This is a genomic window from Spirosoma oryzicola, from assembly GCF_021233055.1.
Classification (GTDB): Bacteria; Bacteroidota; Bacteroidia; order Cytophagales; family Spirosomataceae; genus Spirosoma; species Spirosoma oryzicola.
Genome location: NZ_CP089538.1, coordinates 720,533 through 739,540, shown reverse-complemented (window position 1 = coordinate 739,540; position 19,008 = coordinate 720,533). Strand labels below are relative to the sequence as shown.

Here is a 19,008-nt window from a genome sequence, read left to right as displayed (position 1 = left end):
TTAGGTGTTCGGTTTACCAGGTGCGGGTTTTGAGATAATCCTGAATCTGCTCTTTCGGAACGGGCAGTTCGCTAATGTGGGCGTTGAGCCACTGCGAAAAGTCCTTCTCAATCTCATCCGACCAGCGTGTATCGATCTGACCGGGCGTGTATTTCTGCTCCCGTAAGCGCTGGTGACCGAACATATCCCGCAATCGGATGATTTCCGACGTTTTGACCACCTTTTCGACCAGGTGTGGCGGGATAAAACAAACGCCCCCATCGCGGCCCAGTACGATATCGCCCGGCATGACCATGACTTTACCAATCCGCGTCGGGCGGTTGATACCCACCAGCGTTGTATTCAGATTGCCTTCGGGATTGTGGTGAGACGGGTGGTAGCTCCGATAGTATGAGGTGAACCCGCCAATTTCTTTCAGGCCAGCCAAGTCGCGTATAGCGCCTTCGTACACAATGCCGTTGCCAGTCTTGGCGAAGATGGAGTTACCGAGATTGTCGCCGATCGTTGGCCCGTCTTCGTGCATCCCAAACTGATCGACAACGTACACATCGCCTTTGGTCAGCATATCAATCGGCCAAGCATTCTGCGATTTTACCCGCTTGTCTTTGGTATGTCCTTTCTCGTCCGTCACCCGATGCACGTCGGGCCGACCGGGCATGAACGTCGCGGTTAAAGCACGCCCGACCAGCACACTGTCGGGGTTGATAGTCTGCCAGTCGCCCGCAAACTGGTACTTGTAGTTTTCGCCTTTCAGCACAGACCAAGCTTCCTCCTGCGTTACTCGTTTCATCCGTTGCAGAAGCGCATCGGATACTTTGGGGCGACCATCGGGAAAGCGTTCACCTTTCCAGTCAGGGGTTAAAAAGATCAGCTCGTCGCGGGAAATCTGCTGACCTGACGATTTTGTTATCGTTCCGGCCAGACATAGCGTGGCCAGGATACCAATCACCAATTTCATACAAATGATACAGAATTTAAGGGTTTAGCATTCGTATGGAATAAGGTTCACTCACCCCCAATTCTACCCTCTGCAACCGATTGAATTTCTGACCACAGGGTAAGCCTGGAGGCTTATTCTTATTAAACATCCCTCCCGCCAACTGGCAGAAGGGAGTCCTGTTTACCTATGATGAACAGAAAAAGCGTTAATTACCGATAGCGTACCTGACGAAACGGGGACTTTGGTAGTATATTCCGCTGCACAATTTGCCCAAGAATAAAATTTGAGATATAAATATCCTATTAATTTTTATAATTGCAACCGATTGCATTAATTTTTTACTCAATCGTCCTGTATCTTAATTAGTTTGCACACCGCTTTTGGGCTCTCATGGAAAAAGAAACTACTATATACGACATTGCGCGACGGCTAAAGCTCTCGCCCGCAACGGTTAGTAGAGCGCTGAATGATCACCCGGCTATCAACAGTAACACCAAAAGCACGATTGCTGCTACGGCAAAGGAAATGGGCTATCGGTCCAATACTTTCGCCAGCAATTTGCGCCGTCAGCGTACCAATACCATCGGCGTTATTGTTCCCCGATTGGACAGTCATTTTATGTCAACCGTCCTGGCAGGCATGGAAAAAGTAGCCAATGCAGCTTCTTACAATCTGATTATCAGCCAATCGCTAGAGTCTGTCAGGAAAGAAATAGCCAACGCAAAAACAATGTTTAACAGCCGCGTGGACGGGCTGCTTGTTTCAGTTGCCTATGATACCGAGATGTCGGAACATTTCGACGCCTTTGTCGATAAAGGCATTCCGTTGCTGTTTTTTGATCGCGTCCTTGCCCATAAACGAAGCACCTGCATTGTTATCGACAACGCAAAAGCGGGTTATGAAGCGACGGCCCATCTGATTCAGCAAGGTTGTCGTCGGGTAATGCACGTAACGGGTAACCTAAAACGAAACGTCTATGCCGACCGGTTGAAAGGCTACAAGCTGGCCCTGCTTGACTTTGGGTTGGCCTACGAAGACGAGCTGGTTATGGTAACCGATTTGAGTCACGAAGCGGGTCTGAAAGCAGCTAGCCATATACAGACGATGAACAATCCCCCCGATGGTCTGTTCGTTACCAATGACTTTTGTGCCGTCAGTTGCATGAGTGCGCTAAAAAAAGCGGGCTTGTCCATACCAGCAGACATTGCCGTTGTGGGGTTTAACGACGACCCGGTCTCATCCGTTGTTGAGCCTACCCTGACGACCGTTCATTATCCGGGTGAAAAGATGGGCGAAGTCGCAGCCCAGAGCCTGATCAATCATCTGAACGGAGCGATGGACATTCAAACCACGAACACAATTATTTTACACTCGGAACTGATCGTACGCGACTCATCGAAAAAAGCCGTGTAGTCCCATTGGCTGGTTTTACACAATTGTTTTTGTCCTCACTTTTTGAGACGCTTCGCTCTATTTCAGCCGATTTCTCAAATTGGCTTCCAGCGACGCTATCAGTACGAACAAAGCAAGGCATAAAAATTCAGCAGCGGCAGAGCATCTAGTTTATTGACGGTCAATGGCTTTCTCCTCAATCGGGTGCAGACGCTGTGTCCTTGTTTCCACCGTTGTCGAGTGCTGCTCCCGCAGAGACAACGACCGGGTCAATAGATGAAATACGGCCCTGTAGCTCACTTTTGAAGTTTTTCCCGGCGGGTAAATCTACAGTTGGGTTTCTTATTTCTGTTCGTATATTTGAGACCAGTAGCTATACCGAAACGAGCCTAACTTGCTCGCTTTCAGTAACTCTTTTAAGGTCGCCCACCGCCATCTTTTTCGACCGTTGACGCGCCTTTCTGAGGCTGCTTATCTGTAAGCTGTAGATTATTGTCGTTGCTGTATCATGAAAGTTTCGCCTTCCGAACCCTTCCAGATTGTTTACTCGCTGTTGGAGCATGAATTTCTGGGCTATCTTATTGAAGCATTTGTCGTGCAATTGAATGGGCGGGGCGAATTGACCTTACTGAACCAGACGCTTTCCACACAAAACGTGAGCGAGTTTTCTCAGGAGCTTGACGAACGTGATTTTGAACTGGTCCGCCTGATCGAAAGCATCCAGCAGGATACCATTGTCAAGAAGTTCAACACGCGCAAACTGCCCGCTATCGATTTCTTCCTGAAGATATACGACCCCCACAAAGGCGACAAACTCATTCAGGAAGCTATTTGCAGTTATCTGGAAACGATCAAGGCAAAAATTCTGGCGCTTCTTCCCGGCAAAACGTTTTACGTAATGGGCAGCGACGGTAACCCTGTTTGGGCACCCATCGAGTGGATGCCGCAGCCCGCCAGAGTGCATTTCCATTTTGTCCGTAACGCCGATTCGACCAACTACTTCCCGATCATTCGTTACCCGATTGGCGAAAATGGCGAAACCGAACGCGTGGAGTTTCAATTCAAAGGTGCGCTGATGATCTGTGACGAACCGGCTTACCTGATGGTCAATAACCGGGTCTATCATTTCAGCAAGCACGTCGACGGTAAAAAGCTCAGGCCGTTCTTTACGAAGAACCACATTATTATCCCGAAAAATATTGAGCAGCAGTACTACGAACGCTTTGTAACGCAGCTCATAGCATCCTATGACGTATATGCCAAAGGGTTCGAAATACGGGCTGAAATCATTGAGCCCGTTCCTGTTTTGACCGTTTCGGAAATGGTAACGTCAAGCCGGGCGGTAGCTGTTGGAGCCGCCAACGACGGACCGGACGCCGATGATGAAGCCAGCCAGCGCATTGCGTTTGACCTGTCGTTTCAATACGGCGATTTTACGTTTCGGTTCGATAGTTTCGGCCCATCGGCCAATGTTAGCCTGGAAAAAAAGGGAGAAGATTACATTTTCCACAAAATCCGGCGTGACCTGCGTCTGGAAAAGCAAAAGCTGGCGTTCCTGCGCGAAACGGGTCTGGACTTGCGTCATGGCCGTCTGGCTATTCCAAAGTCAGAAGCTTTTGCCTGGTTGTCAGCCAACAACCTGGCAATCAACGAAGCAGGTTTCACGCTTCGGCAGAACGCCGAGGACACCAAGCGGTATTTTCTGGGGTATTCGAGCATTGATGTTTCCATCGAAGAGGGCCGCGACTGGTTTGATATTTACGCCAATGTCCGCTTCGGTGAGTTTGAAATTCCGTTTCTGAAACTCAGGACCCTTATTCTCAACAAGAAGCATGAGTTCACGCTTCCCAATGGTGAGATTGCCGTTATTCCGGAGGTGTGGTTCACCAAGTACTCGGAATTATTCGGCTTCATGGAGCAACCCGACAGTGTTGATCCGCGCGATGCCGACCGACTAGTCCTGCAAAAACATCACTTGGCGCTGGTTCAGGAACTGGAGCGCGACAATCTCGCGACGACGATTATGAGCCGCAAGCTCGAACGCCTGCGCGATTTTGAAGAAATTGAATCGTTTGCTGTGCCCCAAGGTTTTAACGGAACCCTCCGCCCTTATCAGCGGGCTGGTTACGACTGGATGAATTTTCTGCGGCAGTATCGCTTTGGTGGTTGCCTGGCCGATGACATGGGTCTGGGTAAAACGGTAATGACGCTGGCTATGCTTCAGGGACAAAAGGAAGCGGGAGCGCTCGAACCTTCCCTGCTGGTCATGCCTACGTCGCTGCTGTACAACTGGGAACTGGAAGCCCGAAAGTTTACGCCTAACCTGCGCGTGATGGTGTATACAGGTACGTATCGGGAGAAAAACACGGCTCAGTTTGACGGCTACGACCTTATCCTGACCTCTTACGGCATTGTCCGCATCGACATCGATATTCTGAGCGATTACCGCTTCAACTACGTCATTCTGGACGAATCGCAGGCCATCAAAAACCCTTCGTCGCACATTACCAAAGCGGTGATGCAACTGAACACGGCAAACCGGCTTATCCTGACGGGTACCCCGCTCGAAAACAGCACGATGGATATCTGGACGCAGATGTCGTTTATCAACCCCGGTTTGCTGGGTAGTCAGTCGTTTTTCCGGAATGAGTTTCAGATACCGATTGAAAAGCGCCACGACGACGTTAAAACCGCACGACTGTATAGCCTCATCAAGCCGTTTATGCTTCGGCGCAACAAAGCGCAGGTCGCCACTGATCTGCCGGAAAAAGTAGAAAGTGTTCTTTTTTCGGAAATGACGCCCGATCAGGAGAAGCAGTACGAAGAAGCGAAATCCTTCTACCGAAATCTCATTCTCGAACGCATTGAGGAAGACGGCATGGCTAAATCGCAGATGATTGTCTTGCAGGGTCTGACGAAGCTACGCCAGATTGCCAACCACCCGCGCATGGTTGACGACGAATACGAAGGTGATTCAGGCAAACTCTCCGACGTACTCATTCGCCTGGAAAGCGCCATGATTGAGCATCACAAAGTTCTGGTATTCAGCCAATTCATCAAACACCTGAACGTGGTTCGGCAGTATCTAAAAGAAAAAAACATCAAGTATGCGTACTTGGATGGCTCTACGCAGGATCGTCAAAGCCAGGTTCAACTGTTCCAGACCGACGATTCGGTAAAGCTGTTTTTGATTTCACTGAAAGCGGGTGGATTGGGTCACAACCTCACCGCAGCCGATTACGTTTTCATTCTGGACCCTTGGTGGAACCCAGCCATTGAAGCGCAGGCCGTTGACCGCGCCCATCGCATTGGTCAGCAGAAAACCGTTTTCACGTATAAGTTCATTGCCAAAAACACGGTCGAAGAGAAGATTCTGTCCTTGCAACGCGCCAAGCAGCAACTGGCCGGAAGTCTGATTGCCACGGAGGAAAACTTCATGAAATCGCTGACCAAGGAAGATATTATGGTACTGCTCGAATAAGTTTTAAAACGAGATTAATGAGTTTCAGGGAAGAAATCGACTGAAATTAGTTATTAGCCCAGTACATATCATTCACCTCAATAAGCTCAACATATGAACGTTAAAAGCATCTTCGGCATTATCCTGACTCTGGTCGGCCTGATCGGCTTGGTGTACGGGGGTATCGACTTTACCAAAGGCGGTGTGGCACAGGCATCGTTTGTGTACCTGATTCTGGGCGGTATCTTTTTCTTTACCGGCGTCAGTTTAATTCGCGGCACCAGGGCCTAGCTAAAAAGGGAGTAGGTGACTATGCGCCGATTCGGCTCAATCACCTACTCCCTTTTTATTAGCGCAAGTAAACGCCCATTCGGTCTTCGTCGCCAAGGACCACCTCTACGTGGTCGGTCAGCGTTGTGCTGAGTTCGTACCCTTTATAATCAGCCGCCACGGGGTAGTTCGGGAAGTTACGGTCAACGAGGACGGCTACCTGCAACTTGCGCACCGGCACGCGCAAGAACGGTTGCAGACTAAATGTCAACGTACGTCCTGTGTATAAAACGTCATCCACAACCACGACTACCTTGTCGGTATAATCGCTGGCAGCGGGATCGAGATCGACAGCGGGTTGCAGAGACTGCGACTTATCCAGATTAACCTGAATCAATTCGATTGTAAACGGCGTAATCATCTCTAGTTCGCGTGCCAACGCCTTCGCCAGCACATAGCCTTCACCGGCAACACCGGCCAGCAGCAAGGCCGTTTCTTCAAAATTCGTTTCGTAAATCTGAAAGGCAATCCGTCGAATTTTCTGGCGGATCTGCTCTGCATTCAGAATAAGCGTCGGTTCAGCGGTTTTCATAGAGACGGCAAATTCAATTGACGGCGCAAAGATGGGAAAATAGACGCAAGACAACGAAGCAAGTTTGCGGGTAGCCTAAATATATTGTTATCCACCCTCAATTTCTGGCATAATTTTCGCAACTCGTAAACATGATCTGCTGGTCTTAACGAGTTATGAACTTCCTACTAACCATCTTTTTGGGCTTTACGTTGACTTGCTTTTTCCCCGAAACTGCATCCGATGCGGAGGTAAGCCAGACTGTACAGACTTCGTTACGGAAAGGCAACGCGGGCCAGCTAGCCACTCAGTTCGACAAAACCATTGAATTGGTGATCGACACCGAGAAAGTCGATTTTTCGTCGGTGGATGCTACGCACGCTGAACTGATTCTTCGTACGTTCTTCCGCAGATACCCACCCCACGGCTTTGAATTCGTGTACCGGGGATCGTCCAACCGACTACGGTACAGTACCGGTACCTACGCCACCGAAGGAAATGCTTTCTCGGTTTACGTGCTCATGCGTCAGAACGCTAACCGCCAATACGTTATCAACGCACTTCACTTTCGAAAAGAATAAAGATCTTCCGGAGTAAATAATTGGTGGCTGGTCCATTCGTCAACTCATAATTCATGAACTACACGAAAGCATACATGCTAAATCGCCGTATCTTTGTGTTTCATTTTGACGTTTGGCCGTTGCCAGTACTATGATTGTTAAAACAAAAAAATACGCATTAGACCAGAAAACGTACATCAACCTCGCGTTACGGCAGTGGGTAAGAGATAATTGGAAGTGGGGATTCGTACCATTGGGGCTTATCCTGTTGAATGTCGTTCTGAGTTTGACGGGGGTTTATCCCAACTACTGGATTTATATTGTTATCGTACTGCTTACGATCTTGTATGTATTGTTCTGGGCCGTTCAGATTACGGGAATAGCGCAGATGGAGCAGAGCAAAGCTTTGTTTCAGAAATACATCTACGAAATTGATAGCCGTCAGATTCTGATGCGTATCAATGTTAAAGAAGGTGGTATTCTGAAATGGGATCAGATCAGCGGTGTCGAGAAAGACAAAGAGGCTTACATTCTTTACCTCAATAACGCGGAAGCGCTGAAAAATGTAAAAGCCAACTGGATTGCCCGCACCGTGACGAAGGGACTAGCGAAAGCGCAGTTTATTTACCTGCCTTATTCGATTTTCAACAGCGATCACGACCTGAAATTTACGGATGCTATTCTGCGCCGGAAAGGCTTCTTACCCGAGAATGCGGTAGCGGAACCGGTTAAGTAATTTCCTTAACTCAATCAGCCGCCGGGGTGCGACTGTCTTGTTTAGGAATCGTCCTTACTCGTGGTGTCAGCAGGGCCGCCCGTGCGGTTCTCAAACCTGACACCACGAGTAAGGACGATTTTATTTTGCCTGGTTGGTAAAATCAACGACGGTCAGGTCGGCAATCCAGGGTCCCACGATGGAGCCGAATTCTTTGTGAGCCGGATGCGGTAGGTATGCATCGCGATCTTTTTCCGAGTCGAACGTCAGAATAAAAGCGTGCGTCAGGCCATGCGCGTGCCCCTCGGGACTATTGTTGGTTCCCCACTGAAACCCTTTGATTTCTTTGATCTTCGACGGAAGCGCTTCAAAAGCCGCCAGAATTTCCTTCAGCTTCTCGGGTGTCGTTTCGGGTTTGAACTTAAACAGCACAATGTGCTGGACAGAATTTGATTTCATTTTTTTGACGGGTGGTTCGCCTTTCGGCGTGTGAGCGTAGGTTGTGACAGATAGCAGTGCCAAGACTACGACGGCGAAGATATGTTTCATAAGACAATAAGCGTTTGGCTAGCAAAGAAAATAAAAATGCCGCCCTACTATAGAGCGGCATTCGTCTGAACCAGGATTTTTTTGATTTAATTGATCAACCCGGTTTTTTGCTCTGATAAAGCATTGGAAATCGGTCAAATCCTGAGCGATTACTTCGCCAGTTTCGCTTGTAGGTTTTCGTCCAGCGCTTCCAGGAACTCTTCGGTGTACAGGTAGTGCTCACCAGCAACTAGTTTCGTACCAGCAGGGAAAGCCGACAGCGCCAGGTCTTTCGTCATTTTACCGCTTTCTACGGTTTCCACGCAAACGGCTTCAAGCGCGTTAGCGAAGTCGATCAGCGGCTGGTTGCCATCGAGTTTACCCCGGAAAGCCAGACCACGGGTCCAGGCGTAGATCGATGCAATCGGGTTGGTCGACGTTTTGTTACCTTTCTGGTACTCGCGGTAGTGACGTGTCACGGTACCGTGAGCCGCTTCAGCTTCCTGCGTTTTGCCATCTGGCGTAACCAATACCGACGTCATCAGACCCAGTGAACCAAACCCTTGGGCTACGGTATCCGACTGAACGTCGCCATCGTAGTTTTTGCAGGCCCATACAAAATTACCTTCCCACTTCAGGGCCGAAGCGACCATGTCATCGATCAGGCGGTGTTCGTAATGTACTTTACCCGCGTACTCGGCGTCGTAGATTTCCTGGAAGATATCTTTGAAACGACCGTCGTATTTTTTCAGGATGGTATTTTTGGTCGACAGGTACAGCGGCCAGCCTTTGTCCAGCGCGACGTTGAAACAAGCCCGGGCAAAGCCACGAATCGACTCATCAACGTTGTACATACCCATTGCTACGCCACCCGCCTTGAACTGGTATACATCGAACTCCTGTACCGAGCCGTCTTCACCTTCGAACTTCATCGTCAACTTACCGGGACCGGGAACAACGAAATCCGTAGCGCGGTACTGATCACCGAACGCGTGACGACCGATGATGATCGGAGCGGTCCAGTTGGTAACCAGACGTGGCACATTACTCATCACAATCGGCTCGCGGAACACCGTACCATCCAGGATGTTACGGATTGTACCGTTTGGCGATTTCCACATCTGCTTCAGATTGAACTCTTTAACGCGGTCCTCGTCGGGCGTAATGGTCGCGCATTTGATACCCACGCCGTATTCTTTGATCGCGTTAGCCGCGTCAATCGTTACCTGATCGTTGGTTTCATCGCGGTACTCAATACCGAGGTCATAGTACTTAATATCAACATCGACATACGGCAAAATCAGCTTGTCTTTGATGAATTTCCAGATGATACGGGTCATTTCGTCGCCATCCAGTTCGACAACCGGATTTGCCACCTTAATTTTTTCCATTGGACTTGGGTATATAAAACGATTGAAACGATACACTACTTGGCCGCCCGGCGGTCCGGCGCAAAAGTAGTGAATTAGGGGCAACGGGTGAAATCGAAAATCAGAATCCGATCATTCGCACAAACAACGTATTTTCCGTATTTTTATGAAGTTCTACCCAATCATACCTCATATAATTTGGCATTATCAATGAAAAACTGTACGAATCTATTAGTAGCCTTATTTTTACTGCCCGCGCTACTGTTCGGTCAGTCGAAAAAAACGGCGAAGTCAGGTGACCGCCAACCGTCTGGCCGTATCGAAAAACTGAAGCAGGAAGCCGTGGCTGCCGTTGAAGCCAATACGGTTATGGCTCAGCAGATCAATGACATGCTGTTCAGCTTCTCGGAGCTCGGTTTTCAGGAAGAAGAGTCGTTTAAATACCTAACTAACCTGCTTGAAAAAGAAGGCTTTACGGTCAAGAAAGGCATATCGGGTATTCCCACCGCCTGGATTGCTACCTGGGGATCAGGGAAGCCACTGATCGCCGTCGGCTCCGATATCGACTGTATTCCAAAAGCCAGTCAGAAGCCGGGTGTAGCTTATAAAGACCCCATTGTGGAAGGCGCTCCCGGCCACGGCGAAGGGCATAACTCGGGTCAGGCGCTGAACATCGTTGCGGTACTGGCGGTGAAAAAGCTGATGGAACGGGAAAAAATTCCGGGTACGCTCATGCTTTGGCCGGGCGTTGCCGAGGAGCTTGTTGGCACCAAAGCGTTCTACGTGCGAGACGGTTACTTCAAAGATGTAGACGCTTGTATTTTCACCCACGTTGGCAACAACCTGGCTGTTTCCTGGGGCGATAATGGCAACAACGGTCTGGTTTCGGTAAAATTCAATTTTGAAGGACAGGCGGCTCACGCAGCGGGTGCACCCTGGCGCGGACGTAGCGCATTGGACGCGGTAGAGTTGATGAACATCGGCTGGAACTACCGGCGCGAACACCTCGAACTGACCCAACGCTCCCACTACGTTATTTCGGACGGGGGCGACCAACCCAACGTTGTACCATCAAAAGCCGCCGTCTGGTATTATTTCCGCGAACGGACGTACCCCAAGATCAAGAAGCTGTTCGAAACCGGCGTAAAAATCGCAGAAGGGGCCGCGATGATGACGGACACGAAGTTTACGTACGAAATTCTGGGTTCAGCCTGGCCAGTACATACCAACCGCGTGATCGCAGCCGCAGCGTACGACAACATCAAGAAAGTAGGTTTGCCAACCTGGTCGGAAGAAGACCAGTTACTAGCGCGGGCTTCGCAGATTGAGTTACAGGCACCCAAAGCCGAGGGGCTGGCCGTAAAACTGGATTCAATGGGCATGCCGACCTCGTCGGCTCCGGTCGTGATGATGGGTGGTCAGGCTATGACGCCAATGGGCGGTGGCTCCGACGATATTGCCGACATTTCATGGTCCTTGCCAACAATTGTTTTGCGCTATCCGAGCAACATTCCGGGCTTGCCGGGTCACCACTGGGCCAATGCGATTTCGATGGCTACGCCCATTGCGCACAAAGGTGTCGTCTACGGTGCCAAAGCGGAGGCTATGACCTTGCTTGATCTGCTGCTGAAACCCGAAATCATCAAAGATGCCTGGGCGTATTACAAAGATGAGCAAACTAAAGATATCAAATACGAACCGCTCATTTCGCCCAAAGAGCAGCCAGCTATTTATCTGAACAAGAAGATCATGGCGGAATTTAAGCCGAAGCTGGAGAAGTTTTACTACGATCCGAGCAAGTATAAAACGTACCTCGAACAACTAGGAATCAAGTACCCAACCGTGCGCGACGATCAACGGACAGCGGTTAAGAAGCAGGTAGAAAAAGAAAAATCGACAGCGGCAAAAGTATCTTCTTCGTCGTCTCGGTAGGCATACTGTTCGTTTAAACAACGGAGCGGTCTAATCTTCCCGAATGCGGCAACACTTACGTTCTGATGAAAACGTTCGGGATCTTTGTCTAGGCTAGCGAAAAGCGGTGATGGCTATCAATCACCGCTTTTTTGTTTTAATCAACGTTATTTCTCGCCGATGTACGCGGATAAAAAGCCAATGTCCGCCGATAACTGATTACCGGCGGACATTGGCCTGTAAGGCTGCTTATTTCAAGACCACTTTCGCCACTACGGGTTGGTGGTCAGATGGATAACGCTGTTCTTTGGCGTCCGTCAGTACACCGTATTTCAGCACGTTGAACTGCTTGCTGACAAAGATGTAGTCGATCCGCTGATTCATCGGCGCGTCAAATTTGAAGGCGTTGAACGTACCTTCCGGACCGTATGGAGGTAGCGCCGAAACGGACCGCGAATCGCTCAGCAGGGTTTCAATTGTTTTGACCTGCTCGGTATCAGGAGTCGAGTTTAAATCGCCAACCAGAATAACCGGTGTATTTTTCGCGATCTCTTTAATTTTCTCCACCATCAGCTTACCCGACTGCCGACGCGCTTCAACGCCCTGGTGGTCGAAGTGAACGCTGAAAAAGTAAAACTCTTTTTTTGTTTTTAAATCCGAGAATTTAGCCCACGAACAGATGCGGTTGCAGCAGGTCGCGTCCCAGCCTTTACCGGGTTTGTCGGGCGTTTCGCTCAGCCAGAAATTACCCGACTGTAGCATCTTGAACCGGTCTTTGCGGTAAAAAATAGCGGAGTGCTCACCCGCTTCTTTACCATCATCGCGACCGGCTCCGAAAAACGCAAAGTCTTTCAATTCAGCAACATCATTCAACTGATCGCGCAGTGCTTCCTGTGTTCCAAAAATGTCGAACTCGTGGAATTGGATTAGCGCTTTTACGTTTTCCTTGCGGTTCGGCCAGGCATTTATCCCGTCGCCTTTGTTGTTGTAGCGAAGGTTGTAGGAGGCAACATTGAACGAATTGACCGGTTGAGCCATGCTAGCTTGTGCCATCAAAACACTGCTTACTAAAAGAAAAAAGAGTACGCGCATTTTATGTTTGTTTTAGAAACGCTTGTCAAAGGAAGGGCAACCGGTCTTATTTCTCCCCATAAAGGCGCGAAATAAGACCAGTTTGTTTACCAGCCGGGATTTTGGCCGAGCTTGGGATTCAGTAGCCGATCATTTTCCGGGATTGGGTAGAGGTAATATTTCGCATCCCATTTTCGCGGAATGTTAGCCAGCCAGGTTAATTCGCCGTAGGTATCGTTTTTCAAACGTTGTGGATTCGCAACGCCGTTGACCGTCTCGGCTACATTGACGTACGTAACGCCCGGTAGCTGCGTAGCGGGCTTGGTTTTGTAGAAAACGACATCGTTTTTACCGTCTTCGTTCAGGTCGAGCGGTTTATCGAGGGCGGGTACGTAAAAACCGTTCCAGGTCTGCTCCATCAATTGTCCACGGTTCCAGCGGATGATGTCGTAAAAACGAAATCCTTCCAACGCCAGCTCGATACCCCGCTCCCGACGCACTTCCAACAGGACAGGGTCGGCAATATCCGGGAAGTAGTTGGCTTTCAAGTATGGATCAGCCACCGCCGGTTTGGTGGTTAAGCCACTCGTAATTCCGGCTCGTTTCCGAAGTGCACCCACCGTTTTCGCCCAGTCGTCATCGGTTAGTGTGCCGAGTTCGGTCTTAGCTTCAGCGTAGTTCAGCAGGATTTCGGCGTAGCGCATAATCGAGATCGAGTTGTCATTGCGCGTGCCGCCATCGTAATACGTATCGTCCAGCGACCACTTAATAGGCATGTAACCTGTGTAGGTGTAGGAGAAAATAGGTGGAGCAGCTTCAACCGCACCGCCGTTTACGCGGGTGTAGTTACCCATACGAATGGTTTGTTGCAACCGCTTATCGCGATTCTTTACTTCTTCGGTGAACGGCAACGTTTCGTAACCGGCTTTGCTCGTGAACGGTGTTCCGTCGCTGTTCAGGTACGTATTGACAAACGTTCGGATCAGGCTTACCCGCGAACCGTAGGTAGCGCTTGTCCACCACCAGTTGGCGTCATTATACACGCTTAACGTTGGGTCAACCACCGCCGACAGCATAATCTCATTGGTCACCGGGGTTTTGTTGATAAATAGTTGCCGGTACGACTTGTCGGTTCCGCCCGCTTCGTTCAGACTAAACCCGCCTTCTTTCATCACTTTATCAGCCGCGTTGACCGCTTCGGTCAGCCATTTGCTGGCCGTGCTACCCAGGTTATAGCTGGTGCGGTATTTTCGGAAAGTTCCTTCGAACAGACACACCCGCGATTTGAAGCCGTACGCGACCGACTTGGTGATCAAGCTACGCGAATTGTCACTCGTGGTTCGGATGTTCTGCGTAGCGTAGTCAAGATCGGCCAGCACGGAGTCCATGACCATTGCCCGCGAATCGCGACCGTTGTACAAGGTTTGATCGGTAATATCCTGGGGTTTATTAATCCAGGGTACATCGCCAAACCGCTTCACTTTATCGAAGTAAAATAAGGCTCTGAAAAACCGGGCCAATCCGATGTAGTGACGTTGAACGTCCGGTGCAATGGCCGGATTAGGTACGTTGGCAATAAAGTAATTGATGTTCCGCAAAGCGCGCCAATCCCAGCCCGAACTCTGCCGAGGTCCATACGCGCCATCACGTAGAAAATCAGGTACCTGCGTACGAGCCGAATAATCGGCCATTTCATCGGCCCGGATAATACTGTTGGCCGTTGGCAGAATACTAAAGTCGGGGCCCGTCAGCGGGGTATAAAAAGAGTTGGCGTACAGTTCAAGCCCTTTTTCACTCGAAAATACCGCTGTCTTCGAAGCCGTCGATTCTGGGATCTGCTCCAGATCGCTGCATCCGGTCAGGAAAAGCCCAACCCCGACAAGCAAGCTATAGTATGATTTCATGATTGATGATGTCAATGATTTGTCTATTGAAAGCACCGTTCGTTTTTGCCGTAGCTATTAAAATGTAGCCGACAGCCCGAACGTGAAGCTTTTCAGAATTGGGTAGTTGTTTCCGTTACCGCTGTTGTTGCTGTTCGGATCGCTGCTGGATGGTGGGTTCAGCACCGCGTCCGACCGGCCAATGTTCTCGATGTCGATATCCTTCGTGATCTTGTAAAGTGGCGACCAGGTTAGCAGGTTTTCGCCCGACACAAACACGCGCGCACTGTTCATACCCACTTTTTTGATAAACAAACGCGGCAGATTATAACCGACCTGAACATTCTTCATCCGTAGGTAAGCCGCGTTCTGAAGGTACCGAGTCTGAGTCTGGTACAATTCTCCGGCGCTGTTCTGCGATACATACCCCCGGTAGCGTGGCAGGTACGCATTCGGATTGTCTGCCGACCAGATGTTACCCAATTGCCATTCGGGTAGTTTGTTGTAAGGCCGGTTGTATTGCCCCCAGAAACTACCTGCTTCCGAACCGGGCCACCAGTCCTGCTTACCGACGCCCTGGAAGAAAGCGGAGATGAAAAAGTTGTTCCAGTCGGCTCCGAGCATAACGCCATAGGTATAGCGGGGCGTCGAGTTACCAATAATGCGCCGGTCGCCGGGATTCCCCACGGTATTGTCGCCGTTATTGATAACGCCGTCGCCGTTCAGGTCCCGGAACTTAATGTCGCCCGGTAGCCACTGTCCCGTGTTGGACGCTTTGAACAGCGTCTGCTTCGGCGAGTTTTTTATATCTTCTTCGGATGTGAAAAAGCCAGCCGTTTCATAACCCCAGATCTCGCCTACTTTCTGCCCATCGTAATAGTCCGTCAGCCGCTTGTTTGGGTTGTTAAATTTGTCGATGGTAGCCTGATAATCAGACATGGTAAAGCGAACTTCGTAGTTCAACGGCTTGCTGGCAACGGCAAACTTATCGCGCCAGGTCAGCACCGCTTCCCACCCTTTGGTGGTTAGGTCAGCGTAGTTACCCTTCGGCACATCGGTTCCGAAAACGGCGGGGAGTGTCATCCCAACGGTAAACATTCCGGTCGTCTTCCGAACATAGGCATCGCCCGTAAAGGTCAGTCGATTGTTCAGCATTCCCAGATCGATACCCAAGTCAGCCGTTGTGGACGTTTCCCACGTCAGACCGTTTGGAATTACGCTCGGCTGACGGGTGTACTGCGGCTTTACTCCGTTCAGAATAACGTTGGCCTGCGAAATCGCGAATTGCTCCTGGAAAGCGTAAGACGCAATGCTACCGTTCCCCAACGATCCGTACGACGCTCTGATTTTCAAATCAGTAAACAGCTTGGGCGATACTTTCCAGAAGGATTCGTTCGAGACGCGCCAGCCCGCCGACACCGATGGGAAAAACGCGTACCGTTCACTGGACGGAAACTTCGATGAGCCGTCGTAGCGCCCGTTCAGTTCGAGCAGATAGCGGTCTTTAAAGCCGTAGTTCAGCCGATAGAATCCGCCCAGAATCGCCCATTTTTCCATACCACCGCCCGTTGTAATGGCTTGGCCCAAGGCCAGGTTAATATCCTGCGCATCTTCGTAGATAAGCCCATTGCGAAGCACTTCGAGCCGCCGATAATTCGAGTTCTCGTAGTTATAACCAGCCAGCGCTTTTACGTAGTGATTTTGGCTGAACCGAGGTTCGTATTCAGCGTACAGGTTGGTCGCCGTATAAAGCGTTTCGCGATAAATATTTTGCAGGTCGTTCGTGTTCGTTCCGACGTATTCGATAACGCCCGGTTTGCGGCTGTACGGAATTGGTACGCGGGTGCGGTATTCGTTATTGTCCGTTGTCTGGAACGTAAAATTTCCTTTTACCCGGAAGCGGTCATCGAAAAACTGGGTAGCGAAGTCTGCCGTGTTTCGAAACACCCGACGGTCCATGTCGATGCCGTTTTTGCCGTACCAGAAATCGCCAACCGTATAAGCCGCCGAGTAAGTTAGCGTACCATCCGGGTTAAACATGGGAGCAACCGTGTGGCCCTCGTCGGCAATATTGCGCCAGATACCACCGCCCTCACCGACGTTCAGCGGGTTATGGTATTTCATGGACGAGAAGTCGGCATTGTTCGACACTTTCAGCCAGGGGTACAACTGGATAGACCCTTTAGCCCGCAAGCTCAGGATTTTGTAATCGTCGGAATTATACCGGAAAAGACCATCCTGCCCGTAGTAGCGACCCGTCACGTAGAAGTCGGCCTTACCGCTGCTGCCCGAAAACGACAGGTTGTGCTCGGTAGCACTGGTACTCTTTTTGTAGAGTTCACCGTACCAATCCGTGTTTTCGTAATACACATACTCCCCCGATGTTGGATCGACAACCGTTTTGGGCAAACTCGGATCATTGTTCCGACGCTCAAGTTCCGCAAGATAGGCAGGCGAAAAACGCACCGTTTTGTTAATGTTCTGGGGCGTCTGCGAGTAATCGTTCCAGGCCGTCCAGCCTTCGTTGAATAGCTTGGCAAACTGATATCCATTCGTTACAAACTTCGGAACGGTCGTCGGGCTTTTGATCGAGTGATTGATCGAATACGTGAAACTGGTCCGATCCTTGGTCGGATTTTTCGTTGTGATCAATACCACGCCAAACGCACCCCTCGCTCCGTAGATAGCCGCCGATGCCGCGTCTTTCAGCACAGAAACGGTCGCTACGTCGTTGGGATTAAGTCGGCTGGGGTCACCTTCCACCCCATCAATCAGCACCAGTGCATTACCACCCTGACCGATCGATGTAGTTCCTCTAATGTTATAAACAGGCGACTGAGTTGGTTTACCATCACCCATCGTCAGGTTCAGGTTCGGAATCGTACCCTGCAAGCCCTGTGTCAGGTTAGGCAACGAGCGGTTTTCAAGCACTTCACTCGTCACCTGATCGACCGCGCCCGTCAGGTTGATTTTCTTTTGCGTACCATACCCAACGACGACAACCTCTTCCAGCGATTTAGTGTCAGTCTTAAGCGTAACACTCAGCGCCGTTTGATTGCCAACTACGATTTCCTGCGGGAGATACCCGACAAAGGAAAAGACCAGCGTTGCTGATCCGTTCGGCACCGAGATGCGGTATTGTCCTTTCACATCCGTGTTTGTGCCACGCTGCTGCCCTTTGACCACAATGCTTACGCCCGGCAAGGGATCGCCTTTTTCGTCGGATACCGTCCCCGTCACCACCTGATCAACGACCGAATGAGCCGCATGAACGAGAGGCTTGGTGTGCCGAACGGCCTCTCCAGCAAACACACTGCCGACTGATAAGCCTCCAATGAGCAGCGAGGCAGCTAACTTCACACGCGTTGTTCTGCAAGAATGAAAAACAACCTGCCTTAGCGGTACATTTCTATTCATAGCTTTAAAATTTAGAAAAAATTGAGGAAGAATTACGTGTCCTAACGAATTGGAATACGATGCAGACTTATAAAAAGACACCCATTACCATCGCTGATAATGCTGCAAAATTAGATTGGTCTATATTACCAGAGCGTTAAATGTACTTACGTAATAGTAAGATCGGCTTATTCTACTTATGCGAAATTCTTTTTATATGCACTTATTTACAGACAATTTTAACTTAATATACTATTATTTTTCACCCGACGCGTGCTAAAAAGTCCTGCGAAAGGACAAAAAAAGCTCCACCCACCTGATTGCGTGAGCGGAGCCTTATCTATAAGAAATAAGATAGGTTATTTATCCGTGTTTTTATGAGCCTGATTTACCTCGCGAACCATGTTCATCAGTCGCTTCCAACAGCGGCTGATTGTTTTCTTGTCGTGTTGTGGCTCTTTCGATGTTGTTGTAGCCGGCGTAGTTTCCGTTTTTGCGGTTGTGTTGCGCGCTAAGACGGGCGTTTTAGCAAGCTTCTCCGTTTCAGTCACGGTTCGGAGACCACCCTGCGCTGGCATTGCCTTGACAACTGATGGTACAAACGGGCAGGCTACCAATGATAGAATAGCTACGCAGTTCGTTACTTTCCTAGTTAAGTTAGTTCTCATGAGGTAGTTTAGTAAAGTTACTCTAGGGTAGTATCAGTAATCTATGTACGTATGAAGCACAGCTACAAATATAACCACAAGATTAGTACAATTAAGCCATATAATTGTATTTATTTTCAAACTAAGCAACTGGAAACAGTTTCACACTATCAACTATAATGCCAAATATTATATTGTTCTGACAATCATAAAAAGAACATATTTTTATGGTGAGCTACATACGTGTGTATTTCGTCTATTATCTATGTATATAGCAGCTACGCCTATTGTATA

General features: G+C 49.6%; 14 protein-coding genes. 6 read left to right on the top strand and 8 right to left on the bottom strand.

Features of this window, described 5'->3' with window-relative positions; translation table 11 throughout:
• Positions 1-13 precede the first annotated feature (13 nt).
• A complete protein-coding gene (locus tag LQ777_RS03105) occupies positions 14-958 on the bottom strand; it encodes an RraA family protein (protein WP_232561061.1) in 945 nt (314 codons plus the stop codon).
• A 372-nt stretch (positions 959-1,330) separates the two neighbouring features.
• Here LQ777_RS03105 and LQ777_RS03100 point away from each other — a divergent pair, with 372 nt between their 5' ends.
• From LQ777_RS03100 to LQ777_RS03090, 3 genes are all read left to right on the top strand, one after another.
• Positions 1,331-2,353 carry a LacI family DNA-binding transcriptional regulator gene (locus LQ777_RS03100; RefSeq protein WP_232561060.1) on the top strand — a complete coding sequence of 341 codons (1,023 nt, stop codon included), beginning with the start codon at positions 1,331-1,333 and terminating at the stop codon, positions 2,351-2,353.
• A gap of 487 nt (positions 2,354-2,840) precedes the next feature.
• The gene (locus LQ777_RS03095; RefSeq protein ID WP_232561059.1) at positions 2,841-5,813 is read left to right on the top strand and encodes a DEAD/DEAH box helicase; all 2,973 of its coding nucleotides are present in this window, start codon (positions 2,841-2,843) and stop codon (positions 5,811-5,813) included.
• Positions 5,814-5,906: 93 nt separating this feature from the next.
• Positions 5,907-6,083 (top strand): hypothetical protein, encoded by a 177-nt coding sequence (locus LQ777_RS03090; RefSeq protein WP_232561058.1) that lies wholly within the window; start codon positions 5,907-5,909, stop codon positions 6,081-6,083.
• Between the two features lie 58 nt (positions 6,084-6,141).
• Here LQ777_RS03090 and LQ777_RS03085 read toward each other — a convergent pair whose 3' ends face one another.
• Positions 6,142-6,654, bottom strand: a complete 513-nt coding sequence (locus LQ777_RS03085; RefSeq protein ID WP_232561057.1) for a phosphoribosyltransferase family protein — start codon at positions 6,652-6,654, stop codon at positions 6,142-6,144.
• 155 nt (positions 6,655-6,809) lie between these two features.
• On the opposite strand from LQ777_RS03085, the gene LQ777_RS03080 reads away from it, so the two are divergent.
• Both LQ777_RS03080 and LQ777_RS03075 read left to right on the top strand, forming a co-directional pair.
• A complete protein-coding gene (locus LQ777_RS03080; protein ID WP_232561056.1) occupies positions 6,810-7,214 on the top strand; it encodes a DUF4783 domain-containing protein in 405 nt (134 codons plus the stop codon).
• 130 nt (positions 7,215-7,344) lie between these two features.
• Complete coding sequence (locus LQ777_RS03075) at positions 7,345-7,929, top strand: YcxB family protein (RefSeq protein ID WP_232561055.1); 585 nt, start codon at positions 7,345-7,347, stop codon at positions 7,927-7,929.
• 120 nt (positions 7,930-8,049) lie between these two features.
• Here the strand turns inward: LQ777_RS03075 and LQ777_RS03070 are convergent, their stop codons facing one another.
• Together LQ777_RS03070 and LQ777_RS03065 are read right to left on the bottom strand one after the other, a co-directional pair.
• Positions 8,050-8,457, bottom strand: a complete 408-nt coding sequence (locus LQ777_RS03070) for a Dabb family protein (RefSeq protein WP_232561054.1) — start codon at positions 8,455-8,457, stop codon at positions 8,050-8,052.
• Between the two features lie 149 nt (positions 8,458-8,606).
• Positions 8,607-9,827 (bottom strand): NADP-dependent isocitrate dehydrogenase, encoded by a 1,221-nt coding sequence (locus tag LQ777_RS03065; protein WP_232561053.1) that lies wholly within the window; start codon positions 9,825-9,827, stop codon positions 8,607-8,609.
• A gap of 189 nt (positions 9,828-10,016) precedes the next feature.
• Here LQ777_RS03065 and LQ777_RS03060 point away from each other — a divergent pair, with 189 nt between their 5' ends.
• Positions 10,017-11,738, top strand: coding sequence for a peptidase dimerization domain-containing protein (locus tag LQ777_RS03060; RefSeq protein WP_232561052.1), 1,722 nt, complete (start codon positions 10,017-10,019; stop codon positions 11,736-11,738).
• A gap of 228 nt (positions 11,739-11,966) precedes the next feature.
• Here LQ777_RS03060 and LQ777_RS03055 read toward each other — a convergent pair whose 3' ends face one another.
• From LQ777_RS03055 to LQ777_RS03040, 4 genes are all read right to left on the bottom strand, one after another.
• Positions 11,967-12,809, bottom strand: coding sequence for an endonuclease/exonuclease/phosphatase family protein (locus tag LQ777_RS03055; RefSeq protein WP_232561051.1), 843 nt, complete (start codon positions 12,807-12,809; stop codon positions 11,967-11,969).
• 86 nt (positions 12,810-12,895) lie between these two features.
• A complete protein-coding gene (locus tag LQ777_RS03050; RefSeq protein WP_232561050.1) occupies positions 12,896-14,692 on the bottom strand; it encodes a RagB/SusD family nutrient uptake outer membrane protein in 1,797 nt (598 codons plus the stop codon).
• Positions 14,693-14,749: 57 nt separating this feature from the next.
• Positions 14,750-18,088, bottom strand: coding sequence for a SusC/RagA family TonB-linked outer membrane protein (locus LQ777_RS03045; protein ID WP_425276922.1), 3,339 nt, complete (start codon positions 18,086-18,088; stop codon positions 14,750-14,752).
• Between the two features lie 338 nt (positions 18,089-18,426).
• Complete coding sequence (locus LQ777_RS03040) at positions 18,427-18,735, bottom strand: hypothetical protein (RefSeq protein WP_232561048.1); 309 nt, start codon at positions 18,733-18,735, stop codon at positions 18,427-18,429.
• Between the last annotated feature and the right edge of the window lie 273 nt (positions 18,736-19,008).

What these genes read in the sequence shown, in the direction of transcription:
- LQ777_RS03105 (WP_232561061.1), bottom strand. Translation starts at nt 958, where the DNA reads ATGAAATTGGTGATTGGTATCCTGGCCACGCTATGTCTGGCCGGAACG.
- LQ777_RS03100 (WP_232561060.1), top strand. Translation starts at nt 1,331, where the DNA reads ATGGAAAAAGAAACTACTATATACGACATTGCGCGACGGCTAAAGCTC.
- LQ777_RS03095 (WP_232561059.1), top strand. Translation starts at nt 2,841, where the DNA reads ATGAAAGTTTCGCCTTCCGAACCCTTCCAGATTGTTTACTCGCTGTTG.
- LQ777_RS03090 (WP_232561058.1), top strand. Translation starts at nt 5,907, where the DNA reads ATGAACGTTAAAAGCATCTTCGGCATTATCCTGACTCTGGTCGGCCTG.
- LQ777_RS03085 (WP_232561057.1), bottom strand. Translation starts at nt 6,654, where the DNA reads ATGAAAACCGCTGAACCGACGCTTATTCTGAATGCAGAGCAGATCCGC.
- LQ777_RS03080 (WP_232561056.1), top strand. Translation starts at nt 6,810, where the DNA reads ATGAACTTCCTACTAACCATCTTTTTGGGCTTTACGTTGACTTGCTTT.
- LQ777_RS03075 (WP_232561055.1), top strand. Translation starts at nt 7,345, where the DNA reads ATGATTGTTAAAACAAAAAAATACGCATTAGACCAGAAAACGTACATC.
- LQ777_RS03070 (WP_232561054.1), bottom strand. Translation starts at nt 8,457, where the DNA reads ATGAAACATATCTTCGCCGTCGTAGTCTTGGCACTGCTATCTGTCACA.
- LQ777_RS03065 (WP_232561053.1), bottom strand. Translation starts at nt 9,827, where the DNA reads ATGGAAAAAATTAAGGTGGCAAATCCGGTTGTCGAACTGGATGGCGAC.
- LQ777_RS03060 (WP_232561052.1), top strand. Translation starts at nt 10,017, where the DNA reads ATGAAAAACTGTACGAATCTATTAGTAGCCTTATTTTTACTGCCCGCG.
- LQ777_RS03055 (WP_232561051.1), bottom strand. Translation starts at nt 12,809, where the DNA reads ATGCGCGTACTCTTTTTTCTTTTAGTAAGCAGTGTTTTGATGGCACAA.
- LQ777_RS03050 (WP_232561050.1), bottom strand. Translation starts at nt 14,692, where the DNA reads ATGAAATCATACTATAGCTTGCTTGTCGGGGTTGGGCTTTTCCTGACC.
- LQ777_RS03045 (WP_425276922.1), bottom strand. Translation starts at nt 18,088, where the DNA reads ATGAATAGAAATGTACCGCTAAGGCAGGTTGTTTTTCATTCTTGCAGA.
- LQ777_RS03040 (WP_232561048.1), bottom strand. Translation starts at nt 18,735, where the DNA reads ATGAGAACTAACTTAACTAGGAAAGTAACGAACTGCGTAGCTATTCTA.